This window comes from Pseudomonas sp. PDM32, assembly GCF_019219225.1.
Taxonomy (GTDB): domain Bacteria; phylum Pseudomonadota; class Gammaproteobacteria; order Pseudomonadales; family Pseudomonadaceae; genus Aquipseudomonas; species Aquipseudomonas laurylsulfatiphila.
Genome location: NZ_JAHUWE010000004.1, coordinates 276,618 through 300,728 on the forward strand (window position 1 = coordinate 276,618; position 24,111 = coordinate 300,728).

Annotated in this window: 22 protein-coding genes; 13 read left to right on the forward strand and 9 right to left on the reverse strand. The window is 61.7% G+C overall.

The annotated features are described in order from the left end of the window. Positions 1 to 117: 117 nt before the first annotated feature. The 6 genes from KW846_RS09915 (at position 118) to KW846_RS09940 (ending at position 7,625) form a co-directional block, all read left to right on the forward strand. Positions 118 to 1,755: a 5-guanidino-2-oxopentanoate decarboxylase gene (locus KW846_RS09915; protein WP_218482111.1), complete on the forward strand. Its 1,638-nt coding sequence runs from the start codon at positions 118 to 120 to the stop codon at positions 1,753 to 1,755. After that, positions 1,752 to 3,200 carry an aldehyde dehydrogenase family protein gene (locus KW846_RS09920; RefSeq protein WP_218482112.1) on the forward strand — a complete coding sequence of 483 codons (1,449 nt, stop codon included), beginning with the start codon at positions 1,752 to 1,754 and terminating at the stop codon, positions 3,198 to 3,200. Before KW846_RS09915 ends, KW846_RS09920 begins: the two co-directional genes overlap by 4 nt. Before the next feature lie 297 nt (positions 3,201 to 3,497). Beyond that, entirely contained in the window at positions 3,498 to 4,601 is a 1,104-nt protein-coding gene (locus KW846_RS09925; protein ID WP_007978499.1) for an extracellular solute-binding protein, read from the forward strand. 196 nt (positions 4,602 to 4,797) lie between these two features. Then, positions 4,798 to 5,706: an ABC transporter permease gene (locus tag KW846_RS09930; RefSeq protein WP_102698413.1), complete on the forward strand. Its 909-nt coding sequence runs from the start codon at positions 4,798 to 4,800 to the stop codon at positions 5,704 to 5,706. After that, on the forward strand, positions 5,703 to 6,551 hold the full coding sequence (locus tag KW846_RS09935; protein ID WP_007986104.1) for an ABC transporter permease: 849 nt from the start codon (positions 5,703 to 5,705) through the stop codon (positions 6,549 to 6,551). The genes KW846_RS09930 and KW846_RS09935 overlap by 4 nt, the downstream gene beginning before the upstream one ends. An 18-nt stretch (positions 6,552 to 6,569) precedes the next feature. Then, positions 6,570 to 7,625 carry an ABC transporter ATP-binding protein gene (locus KW846_RS09940; RefSeq protein ID WP_007978493.1) on the forward strand — a complete coding sequence of 352 codons (1,056 nt, stop codon included), beginning with the start codon at positions 6,570 to 6,572 and terminating at the stop codon, positions 7,623 to 7,625. A gap of 135 nt (positions 7,626 to 7,760) precedes the next feature. Here KW846_RS09940 and KW846_RS09945 read toward each other — a convergent pair whose 3' ends face one another. Further along, a complete protein-coding gene (locus KW846_RS09945; protein WP_218482113.1) occupies positions 7,761 to 8,690 on the reverse strand; it encodes an AraC family transcriptional regulator in 930 nt (309 codons plus the stop codon). Positions 8,691 to 9,053: 363 nt separating this feature from the next. Here KW846_RS09945 and KW846_RS09950 point away from each other — a divergent pair, with 363 nt between their 5' ends. Further along, entirely contained in the window at positions 9,054 to 9,407 is a 354-nt protein-coding gene (locus tag KW846_RS09950) for a putative quinol monooxygenase (protein ID WP_218482114.1), read from the forward strand. 41 nt (positions 9,408 to 9,448) lie between these two features. Beyond that, the gene (locus KW846_RS09955; protein ID WP_015096640.1) at positions 9,449 to 9,679 is read left to right on the forward strand and encodes a hypothetical protein; all 231 of its coding nucleotides are present in this window, start codon (positions 9,449 to 9,451) and stop codon (positions 9,677 to 9,679) included. Here the strand turns inward: KW846_RS09955 and KW846_RS09960 are convergent, their stop codons facing one another. The 7 genes from KW846_RS09960 to KW846_RS09990 form a co-directional block, all read right to left on the reverse strand. Then, a complete protein-coding gene (locus KW846_RS09960) occupies positions 9,680 to 10,309 on the reverse strand; it encodes a flavin reductase family protein (RefSeq protein ID WP_218482115.1) in 630 nt (209 codons plus the stop codon). A gap of 270 nt (positions 10,310 to 10,579) precedes the next feature. Further along, a complete protein-coding gene (locus tag KW846_RS09965) occupies positions 10,580 to 10,771 on the reverse strand; it encodes a hypothetical protein (protein WP_218482116.1) in 192 nt (63 codons plus the stop codon). A gap of 223 nt (positions 10,772 to 10,994) precedes the next feature. After that, complete coding sequence (locus tag KW846_RS09970; protein ID WP_007978480.1) at positions 10,995 to 12,314, reverse strand: MFS transporter; 1,320 nt, start codon at positions 12,312 to 12,314, stop codon at positions 10,995 to 10,997. A gap of 301 nt (positions 12,315 to 12,615) precedes the next feature. Beyond that, positions 12,616 to 13,950 carry a sigma-54 dependent transcriptional regulator gene (locus KW846_RS09975; RefSeq protein WP_218482117.1) on the reverse strand — a complete coding sequence of 445 codons (1,335 nt, stop codon included), beginning with the start codon at positions 13,948 to 13,950 and terminating at the stop codon, positions 12,616 to 12,618. Beyond that, positions 13,944 to 15,710, reverse strand: coding sequence for an ATP-binding protein (locus tag KW846_RS09980; RefSeq protein WP_218482118.1), 1,767 nt, complete (start codon positions 15,708 to 15,710; stop codon positions 13,944 to 13,946). Before KW846_RS09980 ends, KW846_RS09975 begins: the two co-directional genes overlap by 7 nt. A gap of 479 nt (positions 15,711 to 16,189) precedes the next feature. Continuing rightward, positions 16,190 to 16,408, reverse strand: a complete 219-nt coding sequence (locus KW846_RS09985) for a hypothetical protein (protein WP_007978473.1) — start codon at positions 16,406 to 16,408, stop codon at positions 16,190 to 16,192. A gap of 164 nt (positions 16,409 to 16,572) precedes the next feature. Beyond that, positions 16,573 to 18,096: a fumarate hydratase gene (locus tag KW846_RS09990; protein ID WP_218482119.1), complete on the reverse strand. Its 1,524-nt coding sequence runs from the start codon at positions 18,094 to 18,096 to the stop codon at positions 16,573 to 16,575. Between the two features lie 385 nt (positions 18,097 to 18,481). Here KW846_RS09990 and KW846_RS09995 point away from each other — a divergent pair, with 385 nt between their 5' ends. Genes KW846_RS09995 through KW846_RS10005 form a run of 3 tightly spaced genes read left to right on the forward strand, consistent with a single transcriptional unit; the run spans position 18,482 to position 21,295 of the window. After that, complete coding sequence (locus tag KW846_RS09995; protein WP_095965419.1) at positions 18,482 to 19,588, forward strand: GGDEF domain-containing protein; 1,107 nt, start codon at positions 18,482 to 18,484, stop codon at positions 19,586 to 19,588. Beyond that, positions 19,581 to 20,516, forward strand: coding sequence for an iron-sulfur-binding ferredoxin reductase (locus KW846_RS10000; protein WP_095965418.1), 936 nt, complete (start codon positions 19,581 to 19,583; stop codon positions 20,514 to 20,516). Before KW846_RS09995 ends, KW846_RS10000 begins: the two co-directional genes overlap by 8 nt. A gap of 29 nt (positions 20,517 to 20,545) precedes the next feature. Then, positions 20,546 to 21,295 carry an enoyl-CoA hydratase-related protein gene (locus KW846_RS10005; protein ID WP_218482120.1) on the forward strand — a complete coding sequence of 250 codons (750 nt, stop codon included), beginning with the start codon at positions 20,546 to 20,548 and terminating at the stop codon, positions 21,293 to 21,295. A 207-nt stretch (positions 21,296 to 21,502) separates the two neighbouring features. On the opposite strand, the gene pyk is transcribed toward KW846_RS10005, so the two are convergent. Further along, positions 21,503 to 22,954, reverse strand: coding sequence for a pyruvate kinase (pyk, locus tag KW846_RS10010; protein ID WP_007978464.1), 1,452 nt, complete (start codon positions 22,952 to 22,954; stop codon positions 21,503 to 21,505). A 170-nt stretch (positions 22,955 to 23,124) separates the two neighbouring features. On the opposite strand from pyk, the gene KW846_RS10015 reads away from it, so the two are divergent. Together KW846_RS10015 and KW846_RS10020 are read left to right on the forward strand one after the other, a co-directional pair. Continuing rightward, positions 23,125 to 23,508, forward strand: coding sequence for a tol-pal system YbgF family protein (locus KW846_RS10015; protein ID WP_218477886.1), 384 nt, complete (start codon positions 23,125 to 23,127; stop codon positions 23,506 to 23,508). Between the two features lie 234 nt (positions 23,509 to 23,742). Beyond that, positions 23,743 to 24,102 (forward strand): PilZ domain-containing protein, encoded by a 360-nt coding sequence (locus tag KW846_RS10020; RefSeq protein WP_218482121.1) that lies wholly within the window; start codon positions 23,743 to 23,745, stop codon positions 24,100 to 24,102. Positions 24,103 to 24,111: the final 9 nt, after the last annotated feature.

The following is a 24,111-nucleotide window of genomic DNA, read 5'->3' on the forward strand; positions in this document are numbered from 1 at the left end:
TTTATCCATTGTTGCGGCTACGTGTCGCCCGTTCCAATGAGGCCATTCCCGGGCCTGCCAATCCATCATAAACACAGCGCATGCCCGGCGTCTCAAACGAACAAAAAGGGCAAAGACATGGCGACGTGCGGCGAAGTATTGGTCAAGTTACTCGAAAACTACGGAGTCGAGCAGGTGTTCGGCATTCCGGGGGTTCATACCGTGGAGCTGTATCGCGGGCTGGCCCGTTCGAGCATCAACCACGTGACGCCGCGCCATGAACAGGGCGCCGGCTTCATGGCCGACGGCTACGCCCGCACCAGCGGCAAACCGGGTGTGTGCTTCATCATCACCGGCCCTGGCATGACCAACATCACCACCGCCATGGGCCAGGCCTACGCCGATTCGATCCCGATGCTGGTGATCTCCAGCGTGCAATCGCGCAGCCAGTTGGGCGGCGGTCGCGGCAAGCTGCATGAACTGCCGAACCAGGGCGCACTGTGCGCCGGTGTCGCGGCGTTCTCCCACACCCTGATGTCGGCGTCGGAATTGCCGGGTGTGCTGGCTCGCGCCTTTGCGCTGTTCCAGGCGGGCCGTCCGCGTCCGGTGCACATTGAAATTCCATTGGACGTGTTGGTCGAAGACGCTGACGAGCTGCTCAGCAGCCTGCCGGTCAACATCGACCGCGCCGGTGCTTCGCCAAGCGCCGTGTCGCGCATGACCGAATTGCTGGCCAACGCCAAGCGTCCGCTGATTCTCGCTGGTGGCGGTGCCATCGACGCGGCGCCCGAGCTGACAGAACTGGCCGAACTGCTGGACGCGCCGGTCGCACTGACCATCAATGCCAAGGGCATGCTCGCCTCCGGCCACCCGTTGCTGATCGGCTCGACCCAGAGCCTGGTCGCCACCCGTGCGCTGGTCGCCGAGGCCGACGTGGTCCTGGCCATCGGCACCGAACTGGCCGAGACCGACTACGACGTGACCTTCGCCGGTGGCTTCGAAATTCCTGGCAAGTTGCTGCGCGTGGACATCGACCCGGACCAGACCGTGCGCAACTACCCGCCGCACGTGGCGCTGGTGGCCGACTCGCGCAACGCTGCCCAGGCCTTGCTCAGCGCCTTGTCGCACAAATCCCTGGCCGAGCGCCGCAACGATTGGGGCCAGGTACGGGCCGCCCGTCTGCGTGAAGACCTGTCCGCGACCTGGGACGCACCGACTCTGGCCCAGACCCGTTTCCTCGAAACTGTCCTGCACGAACTGCCGGACGCGGTGTTCGTCGGTGATTCGACCCAACCGGTATACACCGGCAACCTGACGTTCAATCCGGAGCGTCCACGTCGCTGGTTCAACTCGTCCACCGGTTACGGCACCCTCGGTTACGCCTTGCCGGCGGCGATTGGCGCCTGGCTCGGCGGCAGCGCTAAAGACGGTGCTCGCCCGCCCGTGGTGTGCCTGATCGGTGACGGCGGCCTGCAGTTCACCCTGCCGGAACTGGCCAGCGCCGTTGAAGCGCGCACTCCGGTCATCGTGCTGCTGTGGAATAACCAAGGCTACGAAGAGATCAAGAAATACATGGTCAACCGTGCCATCGAGCCGGTCGGCGTGGACATCTACACCCCGGACTTCATCGGTGTGGCCAAGGCCTTGGGCTGCGCGGCCGAAGCCGTCAGCAGTGTCGAGCAATTGCGCGGCGCATTGCGTGTGGCCCACGATCGCCAGGGCCCGACCCTGATTGAAATCGACCAGGCCGAGTGGATGAAGGCGGTGTCGAAATGACTTTCCCGACTACCCTGGATGGCCTGTACATCAACGGCCAATGGTCGGCCGGCAATGAACACCTGCGCGTCATCAACCCGGCGACCGAAGCCCTGTTGACCACGGTCAATGGCGGCGATGAGCGTGCGGTTGATCAAGCGGTGAGCGCGGCGACCCAGGCGTTCGCCGGCTGGTCGAAAACCACCGGTGCCGAACGCGCTGCCATTCTGCGCAAAATCGCCGCAGGCGTGCAGGCCAACCGTGAAAAACTGATGCACTTGCAGTCGAGCAACAACGGCAAGCCGCAATTCGAAGCCGCGATCGACGTCGATGACGTGATCGCCACGTTCGAGTATTACGCCGGTCTGGCTGAAGGGCTGGACGCCAAGCAGGACAGCGCCATCGAACTGCCGAGCGACGACTTCAGTGCGCGCCTGCGCCGTGAGCCGTGCGGTGTGGTCGGCCTGATCGTGCCGTGGAACTTCCCGATGGTCACCACCGCCTGGAAACTTGCCCCGGCCCTGGCCGCCGGTTGCTGCGTGGTGCTCAAGCCGTCGGAAGTCACGCCGCTGCCAGAGCTGGAACTGGCAACGATCATCGCTGAGGCCGGTTTGCCGGCGGGCGTGTTCAACCTGGTGTGTGGCACCGGCCTGGCCGTTGGCGCGCCATTGTCGACGGATCCGCGTATCGCGAAAATTTCCTTCACCGGCAGCAACGCTGTTGGCGTGCAGGTCATGCAGCGGGCGGCGGAAACCGTCAAAGGCGTAAGCCTGGAACTGGGCGGCAAATCATCGCTGCTGGTGCTGGCCGATGCCGATCTCGACCTGGCGGTGGAAGTGGCTTGCGGCGGTGGTTTCTTCAACGCCGGGCAGATGTGCTCCGCCACCAGTCGCGTGCTGGTGGCCGATGAACTGGCCGATGAATTCCTCAGCCGCGTGAAAGCCCGGGCCGAAGCGATTCGCGTGGCAGACCCGTTCGACCCGAACGTGGAAATGGGCGCGCTGGTCAATCAGGCGCAATACCAGCGTGTCCTGGGCCACATCGATCGTGGTTTGAGCGCTGGTGCCAAACTGGTTTGCGGTGGCAATCGCCCGGCGGACCTGCCGCGCGGATATTTTTTGCAGCCGACGGTTTTCACCGAAGTGCCCCTCGACAGTGCGCTGTGGTGTGAAGAGATTTTCGGCCCGGTGATCTGCGTGCGCAGTTTCGTCTCTGAAGCCGAGGCGATTGCCCTGGCCAACGACAGCCAGTTCGGCCTGGTCGCCAGTGTGGTCACGCGCAATGCCGAGACCGCCGACCGCGTCGCCAACGCTTTGCAGGCGGGGCTTGTGTGGATCAACGCACCGCAGGTGATCTTCCCGCAGACCGCCTGGGGCGGCTACAAGCAGAGCAGCATTGGCCGCGAATTGGGGCCTTGGGGCTTGCAGGCTTTCCAGGAAATCAAACACGTGATCCGGGCCGTCTGACACCGATCACTGTGTAGGAGCGAGCCTGCTCGCGATGGACGTCAACGATGACGTGGGGCGCCTGAATGTACGCGGCGCCAGTGCACCCATCGCGAGCAAGCTCGCTCCTACATGAGGCATGCACTGGTGTCATGGCTTCAATGAATTTTTATCGATAGTCAGGTGTTTTACACAACCTCAGGATGAACTCACTGGTTCAGCCAAACCCCCGAAAATAGAGGGGCTAATGCTAATCCAGTCGCGCGGATGCAACAGTTTCGACCTGCCTTATACCTACAAAAACAAAGGGAGTCCGTAATGGGCGAGCATGATCTGAACAGACGTCAATTCATCAAGACCGTGGGCGTAGCCTCGGTTGCAGCAGCGGCCATGAGCATGCCGTTCATCAAGGCCAATGCCAGCGACACACGTTTTGCCGGCAAGACCCTGCGTTTGCTGACCTGGTCCGATGACACCGGCCTGGCTGCACTGCGCAACATCGCCGCGACGTTCGAAGACAAGTACGGCTGCAAGGTCATCGCTGACCGCACTGGCAGTACCTCGGAAATGGTCGCCAAACTCAAGGCCGGCGGTGATCGTCCGCAGTACGACATCATCACCCTGGCAGGCGTCGGCGCCGAAGGTCTGGCCGCCGCCAACCTGCTGGAAAAACCCGACCTCAACCGCATTCCCAACCTGGTCGATGTACCGGAGAAGTACCGCACCGGCGCCAATGGCCACGGTATCGGTTACCTGCTGTGGTGCAACAGCCTGGTCTACAGCACCCGCACCCAGAAAGAAGCCCCGACCAGCTACGCCTCCCTGTGGGATGCCGACGCGGCGCCGAACATCTTCCTGCCGCCGCCGAACTGGACTGAGGCCATGGACCTGATCATCATCGCCGCCAAACTGGCCGGTGGTGACGAGCACAACATCGAACCTGGCTTCAAGAAACTCGCCGAGCTGAAGGATCGTGTGGTGACCCTGGGTGAAAACCCGAACCAGATTGCCGAACTGTTCCGCACCGGCTCCCTGGACATGGGGGGCCTGTATGCACCGGCGTTCTTCCCGAAACAGATCCGCGATCCGAACTACGGTCTGGGCGCGACCTTTGGCATGAAGGAAGGTTTCTACACCGACCTGATGCTCTCGGTGATGCCGAAGAACCGTCCGGGCGATACCGATATGGCCTATGCCTTCATCAACCACTCCCTGGACCCATTGGTGCAGGGCAAGATGGCTGAAGACATCTACAACGGCCCGGTCAACGCCAAGGCGATCATCTCCGCCGAAGCGCGCAAGAGCCCGTACATCCTCACGCCGGAGCAGATTGCCGAGAAGGCGATCATGCACGACAACGCCTTCCTGGCGACTGTGCATGACCAATGGATTCGTCGTTACACGGAAATCTTTTCTTCCTGATCGAGTGACGCTCGCAAGCCCTTGAAGCACCACAAATCAAATGTGGGAGCGGGCTTGCTCGCGAATGCGGTGTGACATTCAACATTGATGTCGGCTGACACGGCCTCTTCGCGAGCAAGCCCGCTCCCACATTAGAAACGCTGTGCTTTCAGGTCTTGTGTCTGTCAGCTGCTTTCCATTGACGAGACCCTTTGCTATGGAACACCAACCTCTGACCCATCCGGTGAGTGCCGCCCCCGTGCGCGCCGCTCGGGGTGTTTCGCCAACGACGCGCGCCTGGTTTTTCCTCACGCCGTCGATGCTGTTTCTTGGCGTACTGATTGCCGCGAGCCTCTTGGTACTGCGCATGAGCGTGGGCACCAAAGGCGCGGAATGGTCCGGGTTCAGCCTGGCCAGCTACGCCCAGTTGCTGGAACCCTATTACCTCAAATCCCTGATGCTGACCCTGCGCCTGGCGCTGATCAGCGCGGTGATCGCAGTGATTCTGGCGATCCCGGTGGCCTACACCATGTCGCGCCTGACCTCGCCGTTCGTGCGACGGATCTTCCTGGCGGCGGTGTTGCTGCCGTTGCTGGTCAACCTGCTGCTGCAAAGCTACGGCTGGCTGGTGATCCTCGGTCCAGGCGGCATGCTCAACCAGGCCTTGATGGGCCTGGGCCTGATCAAGCGCCCGATCATGCTGTTGTACAACCAGAACGGCGTGTTGATGGGCCTGGTGCAAACCGCCTTCCCGCTGGCCGTATTGCCGATTGCCAGCGCCATGCGCGGCGTCGCCCGCAGCTACGAAGAAGCCGCAGCCACCCTCGGCGCCAGTCGTTTCCAGGTGTTCCGCCAGGTGGTCTTGCCGATGAGTCTGCCGGGGATCATTACCGGTGCGACCCTGGTGTTCGCCTACAACGCCAGCAGTTTCGTGGTGCCCTTGTTGCTCGGTGGCCGGCGCGTGCCGATGCTGGCGGTGATGGTGCATGACCAGATCGCCCCCTTGATGAACTGGCCCGCCGCGTCCGCTGCCGGTGTGGTGCTGATCGTCACCACCCTCGCGATCATGACCTTGTCCGAATACATCACTGGCCGTCGTCGGCGCATGCTGGAGGCTTCCCAATGAGCACCCTGACCAAGAAACGTTATGGGCTGTTGCCCGGCGAGACCGGCAAGTTCGCCGGCATCCTTTCCGGCTTCATCCTGCTGCTGGCGGTGCTGCCGATCCTGACCATGATCGTCATGTCGTTCAGCGGCGCGTCGAACCTCGACTTCCCGCCGAGCAGCTACAGCCTGCAATGGTACAAGGCCGCCTGGCATACCTTCGTGTCGCCGGACGCCAGCGATGTGCTGAGCCTGGGCAAAGCCATGACCACCAGCCTGATGGTGTCCTGCCTGACCATGGTGTTCGCGACCATCATCGCCGTACCGGCGGCGTATGCCCTGACCCGTTGCGAGTTCCGTGGCAAGGCCGTGGCCCTGCAACTGATGTCGTTGCCACTGGTGTTCCCGATGGTGGTATTGGGGCTGGCGTTGCTGCTGGTGTTCGACAGCCTGCCATTCCAGATGACCACCTCACGCCTGGTGATTGCCCACGTGATCCTGGCGCTGCCATTCGTGGTGAAGAACTGCACGGCCGCGATGCTCTCCATCGGCAGCGAAGTCGAGGAGGCCGCGCAGATGCTCGGCGCCTCACCGTTGCGGGCGATTGTCGATGTGGTGGTGCCGTTGATGAAGTCGGGGATCCTGGCGGGCATGCTGCTGGCGTTCATCGTCTCGTTCAACGAATTCACCGTGACCTATTTCCTCTACACCATCGATGTGATGACCGTGCCGATCTGGATGTACAGCCGCACCGTGTCCTCGCTCGACCCAACCGTATTTTCGTTCGCCGTGCTGATCGTGCTGATCGACTTCGTCCTGATCTGGGCGCTGGAGAAGCTGGTTGGTGAAGGTGGCGTTTCGTTCTGATTTCTTGAGGTACTTCAAATGTCTGGTCTGATTCTGGAAAACGTCGAGAAACATTACGGCTCGGCCTGCGCGGTAACCGATGTGAACCTGCACTTGCCCGAGGGCAAACTGGTGTGTTTCCTCGGCCCTTCGGGCTGTGGCAAAACCACGCTGCTGCGCATGATTGCCGGCCTTGAAACCCTGACCGGCGGCGAGATCCGCCTGGACGGTGAAGACATCGGCCACACCCCGGCGCACCTGCGCAACTTCGGCATGGTGTTCCAGTCCCTGGCGCTGTTCCCGCACATGACCGTGGGCGAGAACATCGCCTATCCGCTGAAACTGCGCGGAGTCAGCAAGGCTGACCAGCAGGCGCGGGTGGTGGAGTTGCTGGAACTGATCCAGTTGCAACCGATGATCGATCGTCCGGTGGCCAAGCTCTCCGGTGGACAGCGCCAGCGTGTGGCGATTGCCCGGGCGATTGCCAACCACCCGAAAATCCTCCTGCTCGACGAACCGTTGTCGGCGCTGGACGCCAAGCTGCGCGAGTCGATGCAGGTGGAAATCCGTCAACTGCAACAGCGCCTGAACATCACCACCATCATGGTGACCCACGACCAGCGTGAAGCCATGACCATGGCCGATATAGTGGTCGTGCTCGGTGAACATCGGGTGCAGCAGGTCGGCACGCCGATTGAAATCTACCGGCACCCGGCCAACGAGTTCGTCGCGGACTTCATCGGTTCGGGCAATATCTTCCCGGCCACGGCGCTGGGCAACGGCAAGGTCAGCCTGCCGGGTGGCGATGCGCTGCAAGTGCCGATCTGCACGAGCGTTGCGGCAGGGGAAAAGGTGAAGATGCTGATTCGTCCGGAAGACCTGCAACTGTCGGCGCCGCAGGCGACGGCGGGCAACCGCTTGCTGGGCAAGGTGACCTTCGTGCGCGATATCGGCGCGACCATCGAGACCACGGTTGAGTGTTCCGGGGTGTCGTTTACCGCGCTGAGCACGCCGTGCCAGGGCTTTGGCCTGAGCGTCGGTCACCCGGTGTCGGTGACCTTGCCGGCGGAGGCTTGCCGGGTACTTGGGGCCTGATCCAGGACTTGTAGTGCCTGAGCTGGCCTCTTCGCGGGCAAGCCCGCTCCCACATTTGATTTGTGGCGTTCACAAATCCAGTGTGGGAGCGGGCTTGCCCGCGAAGGCGTCAGCCGCCGCACCACTGGATCCGGATCAAACCGTCAACCGCAACCGCGCCAGATCCCGCAACGGCGGCGCCCCGAACAACCGGCTGTACTCCCGGCTGAACTGCGACGGACTTTCATACCCGACGCGATACCCCGCCGCCGAAGCTTCCAGCCCTTCGGCCAGCATCAACCGCCGTGCTTCCTGCAGGCGCAACTGCTTCTGATACTGCAACGGACTCATCGCCGTCATCGCCTTGAAGCGGTGATGCAGGGTCGACACGCTCAGGTTCACTTCTTTCGCCAGATCATCGATGCGCAACGGCTGTTCAAAATTGCCATTGAGCCATTTGATCGCCTGGCTGACGCGATGGCTCTGACTGTTGGCGATGGCGATTTCGTAAAGTCGATGTCCTTGCTTGCTGCGCAACAGTCGATAGAGGATCTCCCGGCGAATCAGCGGCGCGAGCATGGCGATGTCTTTCGGCGTGTCCAGTAGCCGTGCCAGGCGCAGCACGGCATCCAGCATGGCCGTGTCGAGCCGCTCGACATACAGCCCGCGCCCGGTCGGCCGGGAGGGCACGCCGAGGGGGCCGGCGTCGGCGATCAGCGCGGTGATTTCCGCCGGATCGATGTCCAGGCGCAGGGCCAGGATCGGTTCCTCGGCCGAGACATCCACCACCCGTCCACTGAGCGGCATCGAGACCGAGACCACCAGGTAGTTCAACGGGTCGTAGTTGAAGTACTCGTTGGCCAACTGAACTTCCTTGCGCCCCTGGGCCATGATGCACAGTGCCGGTTGCGCCAGCACCGGGGCAAACTCGTGGGACTGGCTGTGGCGGGACATGAACAGCGAGCCAATGGCCGTGGCATAACTGCCATCTTCGGCGGTGTTACGGCGGATGATCGCCGCCAGTTCCGCGCGCTGCTTTTCCATGTCGGTGTCCAGCGGGGCTTGAAAGTGATCGAGTGACGTCATGCGCGGCATCCTCGGCAGGCATGGAGGGAATGGAGCAGAGCATAAGTTTGTGCAAGTGGCAGCGGTAGACACATCCTGCCGGATGCTTGCCTGATTCTGCCTGGGGTGACTTCCATGCCAGCGCATGACAGCCAGTCCCTGCCTCCCACCAACCCCTGTAGGAGCTGCCGAAGGCTGCGATCTTTTGATTTTGTTTTCAAGATCAAAAGATCGCAGCCTTCGGCAGCTCCTACAGGAAGTTTCGCAGGATCGTGCAATGCACCGGCAGGAATCGACTAACGGCACCCGGGCAGTGGCCCTTAACCTTTGATCCTGTCGCAGCCCGTCCCCCGGCTGCCACGCGACTCCCCGGGAGGGTTGAACATGTCCACGCAAATCCCCGTCAGTCATATGGCCTTCGTTCGAGCGCGCGCCGGGCGCTCTGCGGAACTCGGTGTGCGTCTCAGCGCCCTGATCGAACCGTCCCGCGCAGCGCCAGGCTGCCTGAGCTTTAGCTTGCAGCATTCGCAATGCGATCCGGAGTTGTGGCTGGTGTCCGGTTTCTGGAGTGATCAACAGGCCATGACCGCCTACTTCAACACGCCGGCGATGGAGATTTTTGCCGAGCTGGTGCAGGAACTGGTGGTCAACAGTCTGGATTTCCACACCTTCAAGGAGGTGTCGGCGGCGCAGGCCCTGGGACAGTCCGCACTGGAGGTACACAAACTGGCCGGTTGAGGGTTTAATGACGGCATTCTCAATCAGCCAGGATGCGCGACATGGCACGTAAAGCCTTTGATCACTTCGAAGCTGTTTCCGCTGTAGTACCGGGCGAGGGTGGTTACCACGCCGCTATCGCCGTCAAGGCGCTGGGTGGTTCCGGCGCTCCGCGTTTTCACAAAGTGCTGGAAGGCCAGATCTTCAAGACCGCCCATGACGCCGACCTGGCAGCGGCCAAAGAGCTGACCCACCTCAAGGACGTCAAAGAAGACGCCGACCTGCTCTGGTGATCACTTCACCGCCCCCGGGCGGTACATCTTGAACAACGCCTCAGGCCCCAGCTGGAAATAATCCGCCGGCCCGCCGCCGCGCAGAATCGGTTCTGCCGCGGCGGTGTCGTATACCCCATCCTTCAACAGCCATTTGGCGATATGCACGGCGACCACTTCGCCGAGGATCAGCCAGCTCGGCACCACATTGCCGTCCGCTCGCTGCAACTGAATGATCTGCGTGACCTTGCACTCGAAGGACACCGGACTTTCGGCCACCCGTGGCACCTGAATGACTTTCGAGGCAACGGTCGTCAGGCCGGCCAGTTCGAACTCGTTGACCTCAGGCCTGACCATGGCACTGCTCTGGTTCATCTGCTCGGCCAGCGGACGGGTGGCCAGGTTCCAGGCGAATTCGCCGGTCTGTTCGATGTTGTTCAGGCTGTCTTTGCGTCCGACACTGGAAAAACCAATGATCGGTGGAATGTAGTTGAAGGCGTTGAAGAAGCTGTAGGGCGCCAGGTTCAAGCGGCCCTCGGCATTCTGTGAAGAGATCCAGCCGATGGGACGCGGGCCGACGATGGCGTTGAACGGATCGTGGGGCAGGCCGTGGCCGTTGGCGGGTTCGTAGAAGTGGATGTCGTCGGGCATTGGGTGGAATTTCCAGAGCTGGCGGGGAGACGTGCATGGTGCAAGCACGCGCCGCAGATTTCCAGTCGGATTCGGTACCTGGATTGATTAGATCGCTATGTGGGAGCGGGCTTGCTCGCGAAAGCGGTGTGCCAGTCACATTGATGTTGGATCTGCCGCCGTCTTCGCGAGCAAGCCCGCTCCCACAGGTTTTATGTGATTACCAGGCTTTGTGTTCCTCCAAAAAAGACTAAGCCCGGCCGAAGCCGGGCTGTGAATTTCCCTCCACATTCAGCCGATAGCTTCTGCGCTGCCGGTTTTATCGAAGCCATCGGCGGCATAGGTGCCCGAATGGGCGTGTTCGATGGCCGCGCTGGTGCCGGAGCCGTAGGAGGCCGAACCGGTCTTGTCGTAGCCGTCGGCTGCAAAGGCATTGGCAGCCAGCACGGAAAGGGTCAGGGCAAGGATCAATCGGGTTTTCATGACAGGTACTCCAGGTACGTTCGCTATGGGTACGTTCAGGCACTCCTTCGAGGCCTGTAACGGATATACGTGCGTCCTGTCGATCTGGATGCACTCAGCTGCAGGCTGCTGCCGGTGCATTAACCGATGATTATCCGGGTGGAGGGGGAGACGAATGGTGCCCTTCGCGAAACCGTCCGCGAAGGGCCTGGCGCTCACCGTTGCAGTGAGCGCCGGTCGCTGATCAGTCGGTGACGATCCGCGAATGTTTGCGGGTGTCTTTCATGGTGATGTACACCAGCAACGACACGGCAATACACGCAGTCACGTACCAGTAGTAACCCGTCTCCATGCCGATGCTCTTGAACCACAGCGCGATGTATTCAGCGGTGCCGCCGAAGATCGAGACGGTCAATGCGTACGGCAGGCCCACGCCCAGGGCGCGGATTTCGGTCGGGAACAGTTCGGCTTTCACCACGGCGTTGATCGAGGTGTAGCCGCTGACGATGATCAGCGCCGCCATGATCAGGAAGAACGCGCCCCACCAGGTGGTGATGGTGTGCAGGGTGGTGAGGATCGGCACGGTGAACAGCGTACCCAGGATGCCGAAGGCAATCAGGATCGGCCGGCGACCGATTTTATCCGACAGCCCGCCGACGATCGGTTGCAGGCACATGAACAGGAACAGCGTGGCGGCGGATATGGTGGTGGAGTCGGAAATGCTCATGCCGACAGTGTTCACCAGGTATTTCTGCATGTAGGTGGTGTAGGTGTAGAACGCCAGGGTACCGCCCATGGTCAGGCCGACCACGGTCATCAGTTCCTTGGGGTGACGCATCAAGGTGCGCATCGCGCTTTCCTTGGCCTTTTCCTTCTTGGTGAACGACTCGGTCTCTTCCATGCCGCGACGCAGGTACAACGCCACCACGGCACACAGCGCGCCGATGGCGAACGGGATGCGCCAGCCCCAGGCGTACAGCTCTTCGGTGGTCAGCAGTTGTTGCAGCACGATCAACACCGCCAGGGCGATGAGTTGGCCGGAGATCAGGGTCACGTACTGGAAGCTGGAGTAGAAGCCGCGACGTTCCTTGGTCGCCATTTCGCTGAGGTAAGTGGCGGAGGTGCCGTATTCGCCGCCCACCGACAGGCCTTGCAGCAAGCGCGCGAACACCAGCAGGATCGGCGCACCGATGCCAATGACTTCATAACTCGGGCTCAGGGCGATCAGCAGCGAGCCGAAGCACATCAGGTACACCGAGGCCATCAGGGCCTTTTTGCGCCCGACCTTGTCGGCATACAGCCCCATCAGCCAGCCACCGATCGGACGCATCAGGAAGCCCACGGCGAAGATCGCGGCGGTGTTGAGCAGTTGGGCGGTGGTGTCGCCTTTGGGGAAGAAGGTCTTGGCGAAGTACAGGGAGAAGGCGGCGTAGACGTACCAGTCGTACCACTCGACCATGTTGCCGACGGAACCGCTGAAGATCGATTTGATGCGGCTGGACGTGGTTCTTTCTTTGGCCGGTACGGCAGCTGACCCAAGCGGCAGGGAGTTGGAGTTATCCATTGAAGGATCCTTCGTTTAATTGTTTTTGTGGAGCGCGTTTAAACGCAGCCTGCAGGGGCTATAGCAGGAGCTGTGCCAAGGGGGATAGGGCCGGTTTAGAGGGGTGGTGGTGTTTTAGTGAGCGGAAATCCGCTTATTTGTGGCGGGTGATGAGCGGAAATTTGCTTACCTGGAGGGGTATTTGTATTGCCTTTGCCGGCCTCTTCGCGAGCAAGCCCGCTCCCACAATGATCGGCGTACACAGACCCACTGTGGGAGCGGGCTTGCCCGCGAAGAGGCCAGAACAGGCACCACAAAAAACTCAGTTCTCTTGAAGGAACATCTCCCGGCTCAACCCATGCCGCTGCATCTTTTCATTGAAGGTCCGCCGCGGCAGTTGCAGTTCTTCGAGCACCGCCTTGACATCACCCTTGTGCCGGGTCAACGCCGCGCGCAGGCATTGCGCTTCAAAGGCCTCCTGCTGCGCCGCCAGTGACTGGCCGGGCTCGATCCCTGCCGGTACAGGCTCACCAAGCCCCAACACCTGACGCTCGGCGACATTCGCCAGTTCGCGCACATTGCCTGGCCAGTCGTGGCTCAGCAGGTGACTCAACTGCGCACCGCTCAATGGTGGAAATTTACGTCCCAGCCGTTCGGCGGCGTTTTGGGCGAAGGATTCGAACAGCAGCGGGATGTCTTCACGGCGTTCGCGCAAGGGCGGCAGGCGTAGTTCTGCGACGTTCAAGCGATAGGCCAGGTCTTCGCGAAAACGTCCGGCCCGCGCTTCGTCGAGCAGGTCCGGTTTGGTCGCGGCAATGATGCGCAAATCCACGCGAATGCTCTGGTTCGAGCCCAGTCGCTCAAGCTTTTGCTCTTGCAACACCCGCAGCAATTTCACCTGCTGGGCCAGCGGCATGCTTTCGATTTCATCGAGAAACAGCGTGCCACCGTCGGCGTATTCGAGTTTGCCGATGCGCTTGCCGGACGCCCCGGTGAACGCACCGCTCTCGTGACCGAACAGTTCGGCCTCGAACAGTTGCTCGGGGATGGCTGCACAATTGAGTGCGACAAAAGGCTTGTCGGCTCGCGGCCCGAAGTCATGCAGGCAGCGTGCGACCAGCTCCTTGCCGCTACCGGTTTCCCCGCGAATCAGTACGTTCACTGGCAGGGCTGCCAGGTCCAGCACCTGCCGACGCAGGGTTTGCAGGCCACGGGACACGCCGAGCAGCGTGGCATCGAGTTTGGCGCGGTTGTCCGCCTGCTCGTGCAGTGCGCGGTTTTCCAGCACCAGCCGGCGCTTGTCGAGGGCGCGGCGCAGGCTGCCGAGCAGGGTTTCCGGGCTGAAGGGCTTTTCGAGGAAATCGTAGGCGCCGTCGCGCATGGCCTCGACGGCCATCGGTACGTCGCCATGGCCGGTCAACAGGATCACCGGCAAATCGGCATCCCGGCGTTGCACCTCGGCCAGCAGTTCCAGGCCGGTCATGCCGGGCATGCGCACATCGCTGAGAATCACCCCGGCAAAGTGCCTGGGCAATTGCGCCAGGCATTCATCGGCGCGGCTGAACAGCTGCACCTCGAAACCCGACAGGCTCAACCATTGCTCGACGGCACTGCGGATGCTGCTTTCGTCGTCGACCACCATCACTGAGTTCAGCATGGTTCATGCACCTCCTGGTCGATGGGCAAGGTCACGGTAAACACGGCACCTTTGTCATGATTGTCGGCACTCAGGCGCCCGCCGGATTCGTGAACGATGGCGAACGATACGGCCAAACCGATCCCCAGGCCATCGCCCACCGGCTTGGTGGTGAAGAACGGATCGAACACCTTGGACAGGTTCTCTTCGGCGATACCGCCACCGTTGTCGATCACGCTCAGGCGCCACAATTGTTCGTCGGCTTCGAGGCGGATTTCCAGGCGTTTGCAGGGTTTGTCCTGCATCGCATCGAGGGCGTTGCGCAGCAGGTTGATCAGCACCTGTTCCAGGCGAATCGCATCGCCGCGCACCCAGGCCGGGCGGGTCAGGTGCAACACGGTGCTGACCTGTTCGTCGCGCAGCCGGGTGTCGAGCAGTTGCAGCGACTGGTCCACCACCGCCGCCAGGTCCAGGCGTTCGCGCAAACCGCTGGGGCTTTTGCGGGCGAAGGTTTTCAGGTGGCCGGTGAGGGCCGCCATGCGCGTGAGCATTTCATCCACCGGTTTTAGCGCTTTGTAGGCGTCGTCGACCCGGCCGTGGTCGAGCAGCAGGCGCAAGGTCGCCAGCTGCATGCGCTGGGCGGTGAGCGGCTGGTTGATCTCATGGGCCAGGGCGGCGGACATCTGCCCCAGCGCCGCGAGTTTGGCCGACTGCACCAGGCCCTCCTGGGCGGTGCGCAGATCGCGGGTACGCTCTTCCACCAGTTGTTCGAGTTCTTCACGACTACGCTGGCGTAGTCTGGCCAGGCGCCAGCGCTGATTGAGAAACAGCAGCAGGAACACCAGGGTCAGCCACACGCCGGCAGCAGCGAGGGCTGCATTGCGGCTGTCTTCGAAGGCGACTTGCGGGCGCCGCAGCAGATGCAGGGTCCAGCCCTCGGCAGTCAGCGGCAGGGATTCCCACAGGTAATCCGCCTTGCCGTCCGGGCCATCGACCCGAGCCAGGTCACTGTTGTCGTCGAAGCGCCGCAACGATTGAAACTCCAGCGGCGTCAGTGGCTGCTTGTCGTATTGGCGGGTGGCCTTGAGTTCGGCGTGATCGCTGTCGTTCAGCGGCTTGAGCAGGCGATAGCGCCAGCCCGGCTGGTTGGCGATGAAGATGATCCCGCGCGCGTCGCTGACCAGCAGCGTGTCGCTGCCCTGGCGCCACTCGCGTTCCAGCTCGGGAAATTCCAGTTTCACCACCATGGCGCCGAGGAACTGCCCGTCGTCATCGCTGACCGCGCTGGAGAGGAAGTAGCCGGGAATCCCGCTGGTCACGCCGACCGCGTAAAAACGCCCGGTGCCCTGGGTGCGGGTCTGGTTGAAATAGGGACGGAAACCGTAGTTGTGGCCGACATAACTACTGGGCAAACGCCAATTGCTCGCCGCCACGGCAAGGCCGGTGCGATCGAGCAATTCCAAGGTCGAGGATTCGGCTGCGCCGTTGATCTTTTCCAGTTTGCGGTTCAACGCATCCTGCTGCCCGGGACTCACCGCCCCCTGGAGCGCCGAACGCAACTCCGGGTCCAGCGCGAGCACGGCGGGCAGGGCGCGGTAACGCTCGATCAGGGTATGCAGCGACGTGGCATAGAGCGCCAGTTGCTGATTGGCTCGGGCGGCGTCTTCGACCATTGACTGGCGCACGGCGTGGCGCATGGCCAGGGTCGCGGCGATGGCGGCGCCGGCGATGATGAGCAAGGTGTAGAGCGTCAGGCGCAGGGATCTGGAGGTCGGGAGCATCGAACGTAAATCGGACAAAAGATAGGAGGCGCAAGATAGCATGCGGACTATCTTGCGCCAGATCTCATCTCACTGCTCCCGAGTGGATACCTTGAGCTTTCAACGATTTACGTTTCGTCTCATCTGTTCCAGTTCATCTGTCAGTTTCCCCAACGAAACTACCGAGCTCCCGGAGTTGCTCAGATCATCATAGTTCAGGTGTGCTTCATGCATTCTGTTGGCTAGCCCGGTCTGGTCAGACGGTTGCTCACCAGTATCCTGATTGGCTCCACGGGTTCGCTAGAGGGTGAACCGGTGAAAACGCATGAGATTTTCACGGAGAAACATTTCACATGCTCAGGGGAAGTTCGGCGGGTAAGTGGCTGCTTATGAGTCGCCTTGTACGGCGTTATCCCGAGAACATTCCCAAGCAGTTTCACTGCGAAACGCTTCGACTGACCAGCACTCACACATGGTACCGCCCTCGAGAATGGCGCGTATCAAAATAACCCCGCTTGGATTTTCTGCTGCAGCAGCGCAGCGAGTTCACGGCAGGGGTATTGGGCTTGCAGCTCCCAGGCTTTACAGCCGAGTGCATGTTGAAAGGCTCCGGCGTCCATGAGGTCCTGAACGCTCCCGCACAACCGACAGCGCACCAGCGGGCCGTCGAGCGTCCAATGCTTATTCCAGGCTTCCAGCGGCAGGTAGGTAACGGACATTCAAAACTAGGCCTTTGGCGAGGCACGATAGGGGCTTCGTGCGCTTAAAACCACTCACTGAAAGTGATGGTAGGCCAGTCCCCGGGGGTTGGTGATTAGAAGGTAAAAAAAAACCGCGCTGTCATACAAACAGCGCGGCTTTTTTTTAGTCAGCGGTTAAGTGCTTACTGCACTTCCACCGCCAGGCTGTCACTGATCTTCTTCTGCCAGATGGCAGGACCTGTGATGTGTACGGACTCGCCCTTGCTGTCGACTGCAACAGTCACCGGCATGTCCTTGACCTCGAACTCGTAGATCGCTTCCATGCCCAGTTCGGCAAACGCCAGCACCTTGGACTTCTTGATCGCCTGGGCGACCAGGTAAGCGGCGCCGCCGACGGCCATCAGGTACACGGCCTTGCTGTCCTTGATCGCTTCGATCGCGGTCGGGCCGCGCTCGGATTTGCCGATCATGCCCAGCAAACCGGTCTGCTCGAGGATCTGACGGGTGAATTTGTCCATCCGCGTCGCGGTGGTAGGGCCTGCCGGGCCAACCACTTCGTCACCGACCGGATCGACCGGGCCGACGTAGTAGATGAAGCGACCCTTGAGGTCCACCGGCAGGGTTTCGCCCTTGTTCAGCATCTCGACCATGCGCTTGTGCGCGGCGTCGCGACCGGTGAGCATCTTGCCGTTGAGCAGGACGGTTTCGCCCGGCTTCCAGCTCTGCACGTCTTCCGGGGTCAGGGTGTCGAGGTTGACGCGACGGGCCGACGGGCCGGCTTCCCAGACGATTTCCGGGTAGGCGTCCAGCGGTGGCGCTTCCAGCGAGGCCGGGCCGGATCCGTCGAGCACGAAGTGCGCGTGACGGGTGGCGGCGCAGTTCGGGATCATGCACACCGGCAGCGAGGCGGCGTGGGTCGGGTAGTCCATGATCTTCACGTCGAGCACGGTGGTCAGGCCACCGAGGCCCTGGGCGCCGATGCCCAGCTGGTTGACCTTCTCGAACAGCTCCAGGCGCATTTCTTCGATGCGGTTCTGTGGGCCGCGAGCTTTCAGCTCGTGAATGTCGATGGATTCCATCAACACTTCCTTGGCCATGACGGCGGCTTTCTCGGCGGTGCCGCCGATGCCGATGCCGAGCATGCCCGGTGGGCACCAGCCGGCACCCATGGTCGGAACGGTCTTCAGCACCCAGTCGACGATCGAGTCGGACGGGTTGAGCATGGCCATCTTCGACTTGTTCTCGGAACCGCCGCCCTTGGCCGCCACGTCCACTTCCACGGTGTTACCGGGAACGATGGAGTAGTGGATGACTGCCGGGGTGTTGTCCTTGGTGTTCTTGCGAGCGCCCGCCGGGTCGGCGAGGATCGAAGCACGCAGGACGTTTTCCGGCAGGTTGTAGGCGCGACGCACGCCCTCGTTGATCATGTCGTCCAGGCCCATGGTGGCGCCATCCCAGCGCACGTCCATGCCGACACGGACAAACACGGTGACGATGCCGGTGTCCTGGCAGATCGGGCGGTGGCCGGTGGCGCACATGCGCGAGTTGATCAGGATCTGCGCCATGGAGTCACGGGCCGCTGGCGATTCTTCGCGCAGGTAGGCTTCGTGCATCGCCTGGATGAAATCCACGGGGTGGTAGTAGGAAATGAACTGCAGGGCGTCGGCAACGCTCTGAATCAGGTCGTCTTGCTTGATCACGGTCATGAGTCGCGCTCCTCTAAAAGACGGGAACATTCAATAAGGTGCTTGCAGCTTGGGTGCATCGGTCGGTTGCAAGCACCTTTCAAGGCACGCCGGGCATGCTGGCGCGACGCTAAAAAGGCGCGGCAGTATACCGCGCCTCGGTTCCGTAAACACCCGCCGGTGGTCAAACCTTGGTCGCATTGTCGCACCCGGTCCCTGTAGGAGCTGCCGCAGGCTGCGATCTTTTAAGGTCAAGATCAAAAGATCGCAGCCTGCGGCAGCTCCTACAGGGGAATCGGGTCATCCCGAAAATTGAATGGTCATTTATCGGTCACGCCACTAAAGTGACATACGGTCTGTAGAGTAGGACGCTCTGTCAGTCTCCTTTCATTTGGTGAGTCAACGATTGACCCATAACGCCATCCAGCGCCTGTTGCTCAAACGTTTCGCCCTCGCGGCCGGCACCTATGCCCTGGCATTGCTGTTGCTGTGGCTGGCGTTTTTTACCGGTCACTACGACGCGCCGCTGGCCAGTGTCGCCATCGGCAGCGCACTGGTCGTGACCAGCCAGGCCATCCTGTTCGCGGTGTTCTACAGCGGCTGCAACCTGCGTTTCGCCGACCCCAGCCTGACCGAGGCGCAAGTATTGCTGGGGCTGGGCTGGCAAACCTGGCTGATCGCCCATCTGGACGAAGCCCGGGGTGCGTTCCTGGTGTTTTACGTCCTTATCCTGCTGTTCGGCCTGTTCCATCTGTCACGCCGGTCCTTTGTGCGATGCGCCTTGCTGGTGTTCTTCAGCTTTAGTGCGATCACCCTGTGGGAGGGCTACCACTTCCAGTTGCCCGACCCGGCCATGGCAGTGTTGCAGGTGTGCGTGCTGTTCATCGTGCTGGTGTGGCTGGTGTTGTATGCCCGCTACGTCCAGGCTTCGCGACAACGCATGCGTCAGCGGCGTTTTGCCTTGCAAGCGCACCAGGACACCTTGCGCGGGATGATGCGCCAGCTCGAAGACCTGGTGGCCACCGACGAGCTCACAGGCCTGTTCAATCGCCGGCATTTCCTGCGCCTGGCTTCCCGCGAGTTGAACGCCATGGAAGCCGGTGTCGTGCATGGCCTGGCGCTGATCGACCTCGACCATTTCAAACGCATCAACGATCTGCACGGGCATGCCGCCGGCGATCAGGTGCTGCAGGCCTTTGCCGGCGTTGCCACCGCATGCCTGCGTGACAGCGATGTTCTGGCTCGCTACGGCGGCGAAGAATTCGTGGTGCTGCTGCCCGACTGCGATGCCGACAGTCTGACTTCGTGCTGCGAACGGCTGCGCATCGCCTTCACCGATGTCGAGTTGATCGGTCTGAATGTGCGCAACCTCAGCCTGTCCGCCGGCATGACCCTGTTGGAGTTGGGCGACGACCTCGATGACGCGCTGCAACGGGCCGATCAGGCGCTCTATCGGGCCAAGCGTGACGGCCGTAACCGATGCGCGGCGGCGTGGGAGAACGTCGATGCCTGAGTTGCGGGTTGGCGAGCGCCACTGGTCGGTAGCGGCGGGCAGCAATCTGCTCGACGCGTTGAATCAGAACGGCGTGCCGGTGCCTTACAGTTGCCGCGCCGGCAGTTGCCATGCGTGCCTGGTGCAGTGTGTGCGGGGCCTGCCGAGCGACAGCCGGCCGGATGCCCTGAGTGCGCAGCAGCGAGAACAGGGTTGGCGCCTGGCGTGCCAGTGCCAGGTGGTCGAGGACTTGCAGGTGCATGCTTTCGACCCGCAGGTCGATGGCCAACCGGCCGAGGTCGCCGCCGTGGATTGGCTGAGTACCACGGTGCTGCGCTTGCGGGTGATCGCGCAGCGACCGTTGCGCTACAGCGCCGGCCAGCACCTGGTGTTGTGGGCGGGCAACGTGGCGCGGCCGTATTCCCTCGCCAGCCTGCCGCAGGAAGACCGTTTTCTCGAGTTTCATCTCGATTGCCGCAAGCCCGGGGAATTCAGCGATGCTGCCCGGCAATTGCGCATCGGCGATCCGATTCGCCTCGGTGAATTGCGCGGCGGTGCCTTGCATTACGACCCGGACTGGCATACCCGGCCATTGTGGTTGCTGGCGGCCGGCACCGGGTTGGGGCCATTGTTTGGTGTGTTGCGCGAAGCGCTACGCCAGGATCACCAGGGCGCTATTCGCGTCATTCACCTGGCCCATGATGCCGATGAGCACTACCTGGCCAAGCCTCTGCAGGCCATGGTCGCCAGCCGTCCGAACCTGAGTGTCGAACTCTGGACCCCGGCCGAGTTGCCAGCGGCTTTGGCGCAACTGCGGCTTGTTTCCCGGCAAACCCTGGCCTTACTCTGCGGAGCCCCCGACAGTGTCGATGCCTTTGCCCGGCGCCTGTACCTGGCGGGATTGCCGCGCAATCAACTGCTGGCCGATGTCTTCCTGCCCCGTGGTTGAGCGCTGACTTTTCAGACGCGAGACCTGCCATGACCGATGCCATCCAAGTTGAACGCGAACGCGGCCTGTTGACCCTGCGCCTGAATCGCCCGGACAAGAAAAACGCCCTGACTCGAGCCATGTACAGCCAACTGGCCGAGGCGCTGAAACAGGCCGACAACGACCCCGGGATCATTGCCGTACTGATCAGCGGTTCCGCCGAATGCTTCACCGCCGGCAACGACATCGCTGATTTCATCCAGCAACCGCCGACCAGCCTCGACAGCCCGGTGTTCCAGTTCATGCTCAATCTGCTCGAATGCCGCAAACCGGTGATCGCCGCCGTGGCCGGGGCGGCGGTGGGCATTGGCACGACGATGCTGCTGCATTGCGATCTGGTCTACGTCAGTCGCGATGCGCGCCTGCGCATGCCGTTCGTCAATCTGGGGCTGTGCCCGGAGTTCGGTTCCAGTCTGATCCTGCCGCGTTTGCTCGGTCAGGCCAAAGCGGCGGAGTTGTTACTGCTGGGTGAAGGTTTCAGCGGTGAACAGGCGGCTGCGTGGGGTATTGCCAATGAGGCCTTGGGCAGTGGCGAAGAGGCTCTGGCCAAGGCGCGGGAAATGGCCTTGCGCTTTGAGTCGCTGCCGCCGGAAGCGGTGCGGATCAGCAAGCAACTGATGAAAGCGCCGGATCGGGAACTGTTGCGCAAGGTGATTGAAGAAGAGGGTGCGTTGTTCACCCAGCGGTTGCGTTCGCCGGAAGCCTTGGCGGCGTTGACCGGGTTCATCAAGCGGCATTGAACTTGCGGTGTCAGGGCCGGCCCCTTCGCGGGCAAGCCCGCTCCCACAGTAGCCGGTATTGTTCACAAAACCTGTGTCCAACGGAAAACCCTGTGGGAGCGGGCTTGCCCGCGAAGGGGACAGATCAGGCAAAACAAAAAATGGATCAGAAAGCAAAAAGCCCCGCCATTCACATGGCGGGGCTGTTGTTTTTCAGCAACCGGTCACTCAGACCATCGGATCGCCAACGTGCAGGATTTTCATGCCGTTGGTGCCGCCAGTGGTGTGGTAGCTGTCGCCCTTGGTCAGGATGACCCAATCGCCTTTCTGTACTACGCCGCGCTTGACCAGCTCGTCGATCGCCTTCTGGCTGACTTCATTCGGCGCCAGCGAAGCCGGGTCGAACGGGATGGTGTACACGCCACGGAACATCGCCGCGCGAGCCTGGGCTTCGCGGTGCGGGGTGAACGCGTAGATTGGCACCGACGAACGGATACGCGACATGATCAGCGGCGTGTAGCCACTTTCGGTCAGGGCGATGATCGCCTTCACGCCCGGGAAGTGGTTGGCGGTGTACATGGTCGCCAGCGCAATGCTCTCGTCGCAGCGCTGGAACTCCTTGCCGATGCGGTGGCTGGAGGTCTTGCTGGTCGGGTGCTTTTCGGCACCGACACAGATCCGCGCCATGGCCTGAACGGCTTCCAGCGGGTACAGGCCAGCGGCACTTTCGGCCGAGAGCATCACGGCGTCGGTGTAGTCGAGCACGGCGTTGGCCACGTCGGACACTTCGGCGCGGGTCGGCATCGGGTTCTGGATCATCGACTCCATCATCTGGGTCGCGACGATCACCGCCTTGTTGTGGCGGCGTGCGTGCAGAATGATCTTCTTCTGGATGCCCACCAGTTCGGCGTCGCCGATTTCCACACCCAGGTCACCACGGGCAACCATCACCGCGTCGGAGGCCTTGATCAGGCCGTCGAGGGTTTCGTCATCGGCCACGGCTTCGGCGCGTTCGATCTTCGCCACCAGCCAGGCAGTGCCGCCGGCTTCGTCGCGCAGTTGACGGGCGTATTCCATGTCGGCGGCGTCGCGCGGGAAGGACACCGCGAGGTAGTCGACTTCCATTTCCGCAGCGAGCTTGATGTCGGCCTTGTCTTTTTCAGTCAGGGCCGGAGCGGTCAGGCCGCCACCGCGACGGTTGATGCCTTTGTGGTCGGACAGCGGGCCGCCGATGGTCACGGTGCAGTTCAGTTCGGTAGCCGTGGCGGTATCGACGCGCATCACCACGCGACCGTCGTCGAGCAGCAGCTCGTCGCCCACGCCGCAGTCCTTGACCAGGTCCGGGTAGTCGATGCCGACCACTTGCTGGTTGCCTTCGGTCAGGGGATGGCTGGTGGAGAAGGTGAATTGATCACCGATCTTCAGCTCGATCTTCTTGTTGGCGAATTTGGCGATACGGATTTTCGGGCCTTGCAGGTCACCCAGCAGGGCGACGAAGCGGCCGTGCTTGGCGGCGAGGTCACGCACCAGCTTCGCGCGAGCCTTGTGCTCGTCGGGGGTGCCGTGGGAGAAGTTCAGGCGGGCGACGTCCAGGCCAGCCAGAATCAGCTGTTCGAGAACTTCCGGCGAGTTACTGGCCGGGCCAAGGGTGGCGACGATTTTGGTACGACGGACGGACATGCAAAGACTCCTGAGTTCAAGCGCTGAGTGAGGCTACTATGCTCCGAAGGTGTAGTCATTGTTCGTATGCACTACTTTTTTCTTTCTTTATTGAACCTGACAACTTTGCGCCAGGCAGCCTGAAGATTTCCACCCACGGGTCGATACAGCGTTCAAGACAGGAGATCCCCATGCGATTCGTACTCATTGCTGCCCTTGCCGTCGGCGTCCTCAGTGCCACGGGCTGCACCCGTTGGGCAATGAACCATCACTTGAACAATGCCTACAGCGCCTATGACCGGGGCAATTGCGAGCAGGTGATGCTCGAACTGTCCAAGGTCGAACGCGACAGCCGCGCGCGGCCTTACGTGTGGCCGGAAGTGTCGATGATGCGCGGCCAGTGCCTGGAGCGGCAGAAGATGTTTATCGACGCGGCCCAGACCTACCAGTTCATTATTGCCGCCTATCCGCAAAGCGAATACGCCTACCGCGCCCGCGCCCGCCTGGAAACCTTGCAGAGCCTGGGCCACTACCCGCTACGCAGTGCCGCGGCGGTAAAACCGACGCAGTTCTGATGGACGGCGAGCAGTCCATCGCTGGCTCCCCGGCGGCGGTGAGCTATAGTCCAAGGAACCGGTTCTAGAGCCTTGCCTCTGAACCGGGGCAACACCTGTGACCGGCATAAGCAGGACTCAGCGCCGTAAGGACTGGCGCACCGGGAACGGGGAGAGCGGGCCACTACTCAATGCGCACCCGTTCCGAAGCAGTAGTGCGGCTCTGCTTAAGAGCCTTGCATAGCGAAAACGCACATGTTCACCGACCGCCGAATCGAGCGGCATCAACTGCCGTATTTCCTCAAAGTGTTCAACGGCATCACCGGCAAACCCATCGGCTACCTGGGCAATGTCTCTGAAGACGGGTTGATGCTGATCAGCCAGCTGCCGATGATGATCGGCGCGGACTTCAACCTGCGCCTCAAAATTCCAGCCACCGAAGGCGGCCAGCGGATCATCGACCTGCAGGCCTGTTGCCTGTGGTGCCACGAAGACGCGACCCCCCAATATTACGACGCCGGTTTCAGCCTGCAACGGGTACCGCCGGAGTATGGGCATTTGGTGAAGGCGTTGAAGCAGTATTTCAGTTTTCAGTCGTTGCCGGCTTCGGCTTGAGATGACTCG

Excerpts from the sequence above, each read along its gene's own strand:
- KW846_RS09915 (WP_218482111.1), top strand. The coding sequence starts at position 118 with ATGGCGACGTGCGGCGAAGTATTGGTCAAGTTACTCGAAAACTACGGA.
- KW846_RS09920 (WP_218482112.1), top strand. The coding sequence starts at position 1,752 with ATGACTTTCCCGACTACCCTGGATGGCCTGTACATCAACGGCCAATGG.
- KW846_RS09925 (WP_007978499.1), top strand. The coding sequence starts at position 3,498 with ATGGGCGAGCATGATCTGAACAGACGTCAATTCATCAAGACCGTGGGC.
- KW846_RS09930 (WP_102698413.1), top strand. The coding sequence starts at position 4,798 with ATGGAACACCAACCTCTGACCCATCCGGTGAGTGCCGCCCCCGTGCGC.
- KW846_RS09935 (WP_007986104.1), top strand. The coding sequence starts at position 5,703 with ATGAGCACCCTGACCAAGAAACGTTATGGGCTGTTGCCCGGCGAGACC.
- KW846_RS09940 (WP_007978493.1), top strand. The coding sequence starts at position 6,570 with ATGTCTGGTCTGATTCTGGAAAACGTCGAGAAACATTACGGCTCGGCC.
- KW846_RS09945 (WP_218482113.1), bottom strand. The coding sequence starts at position 8,690 with ATGACGTCACTCGATCACTTTCAAGCCCCGCTGGACACCGACATGGAA.
- KW846_RS09950 (WP_218482114.1), top strand. The coding sequence starts at position 9,054 with ATGTCCACGCAAATCCCCGTCAGTCATATGGCCTTCGTTCGAGCGCGC.
- KW846_RS09955 (WP_015096640.1), top strand. The coding sequence starts at position 9,449 with ATGGCACGTAAAGCCTTTGATCACTTCGAAGCTGTTTCCGCTGTAGTA.
- KW846_RS09960 (WP_218482115.1), bottom strand. The coding sequence starts at position 10,309 with ATGCCCGACGACATCCACTTCTACGAACCCGCCAACGGCCACGGCCTG.
- KW846_RS09965 (WP_218482116.1), bottom strand. The coding sequence starts at position 10,771 with ATGAAAACCCGATTGATCCTTGCCCTGACCCTTTCCGTGCTGGCTGCC.
- KW846_RS09970 (WP_007978480.1), bottom strand. The coding sequence starts at position 12,314 with ATGGATAACTCCAACTCCCTGCCGCTTGGGTCAGCTGCCGTACCGGCC.
- KW846_RS09975 (WP_218482117.1), bottom strand. The coding sequence starts at position 13,950 with ATGCTGAACTCAGTGATGGTGGTCGACGACGAAAGCAGCATCCGCAGT.
- KW846_RS09980 (WP_218482118.1), bottom strand. The coding sequence starts at position 15,710 with ATGCTCCCGACCTCCAGATCCCTGCGCCTGACGCTCTACACCTTGCTC.
- KW846_RS09985 (WP_007978473.1), bottom strand. The coding sequence starts at position 16,408 with ATGTCCGTTACCTACCTGCCGCTGGAAGCCTGGAATAAGCATTGGACG.
- KW846_RS09990 (WP_218482119.1), bottom strand. The coding sequence starts at position 18,096 with ATGACCGTGATCAAGCAAGACGACCTGATTCAGAGCGTTGCCGACGCC.
- KW846_RS10000 (WP_095965418.1), top strand. The coding sequence starts at position 19,581 with ATGCCTGAGTTGCGGGTTGGCGAGCGCCACTGGTCGGTAGCGGCGGGC.
- KW846_RS10005 (WP_218482120.1), top strand. The coding sequence starts at position 20,546 with ATGACCGATGCCATCCAAGTTGAACGCGAACGCGGCCTGTTGACCCTG.
- pyk (WP_007978464.1), bottom strand. The coding sequence starts at position 22,954 with ATGTCCGTCCGTCGTACCAAAATCGTCGCCACCCTTGGCCCGGCCAGT.
- KW846_RS10015 (WP_218477886.1), top strand. The coding sequence starts at position 23,125 with ATGCGATTCGTACTCATTGCTGCCCTTGCCGTCGGCGTCCTCAGTGCC.
- KW846_RS10020 (WP_218482121.1), top strand. The coding sequence starts at position 23,743 with ATGTTCACCGACCGCCGAATCGAGCGGCATCAACTGCCGTATTTCCTC.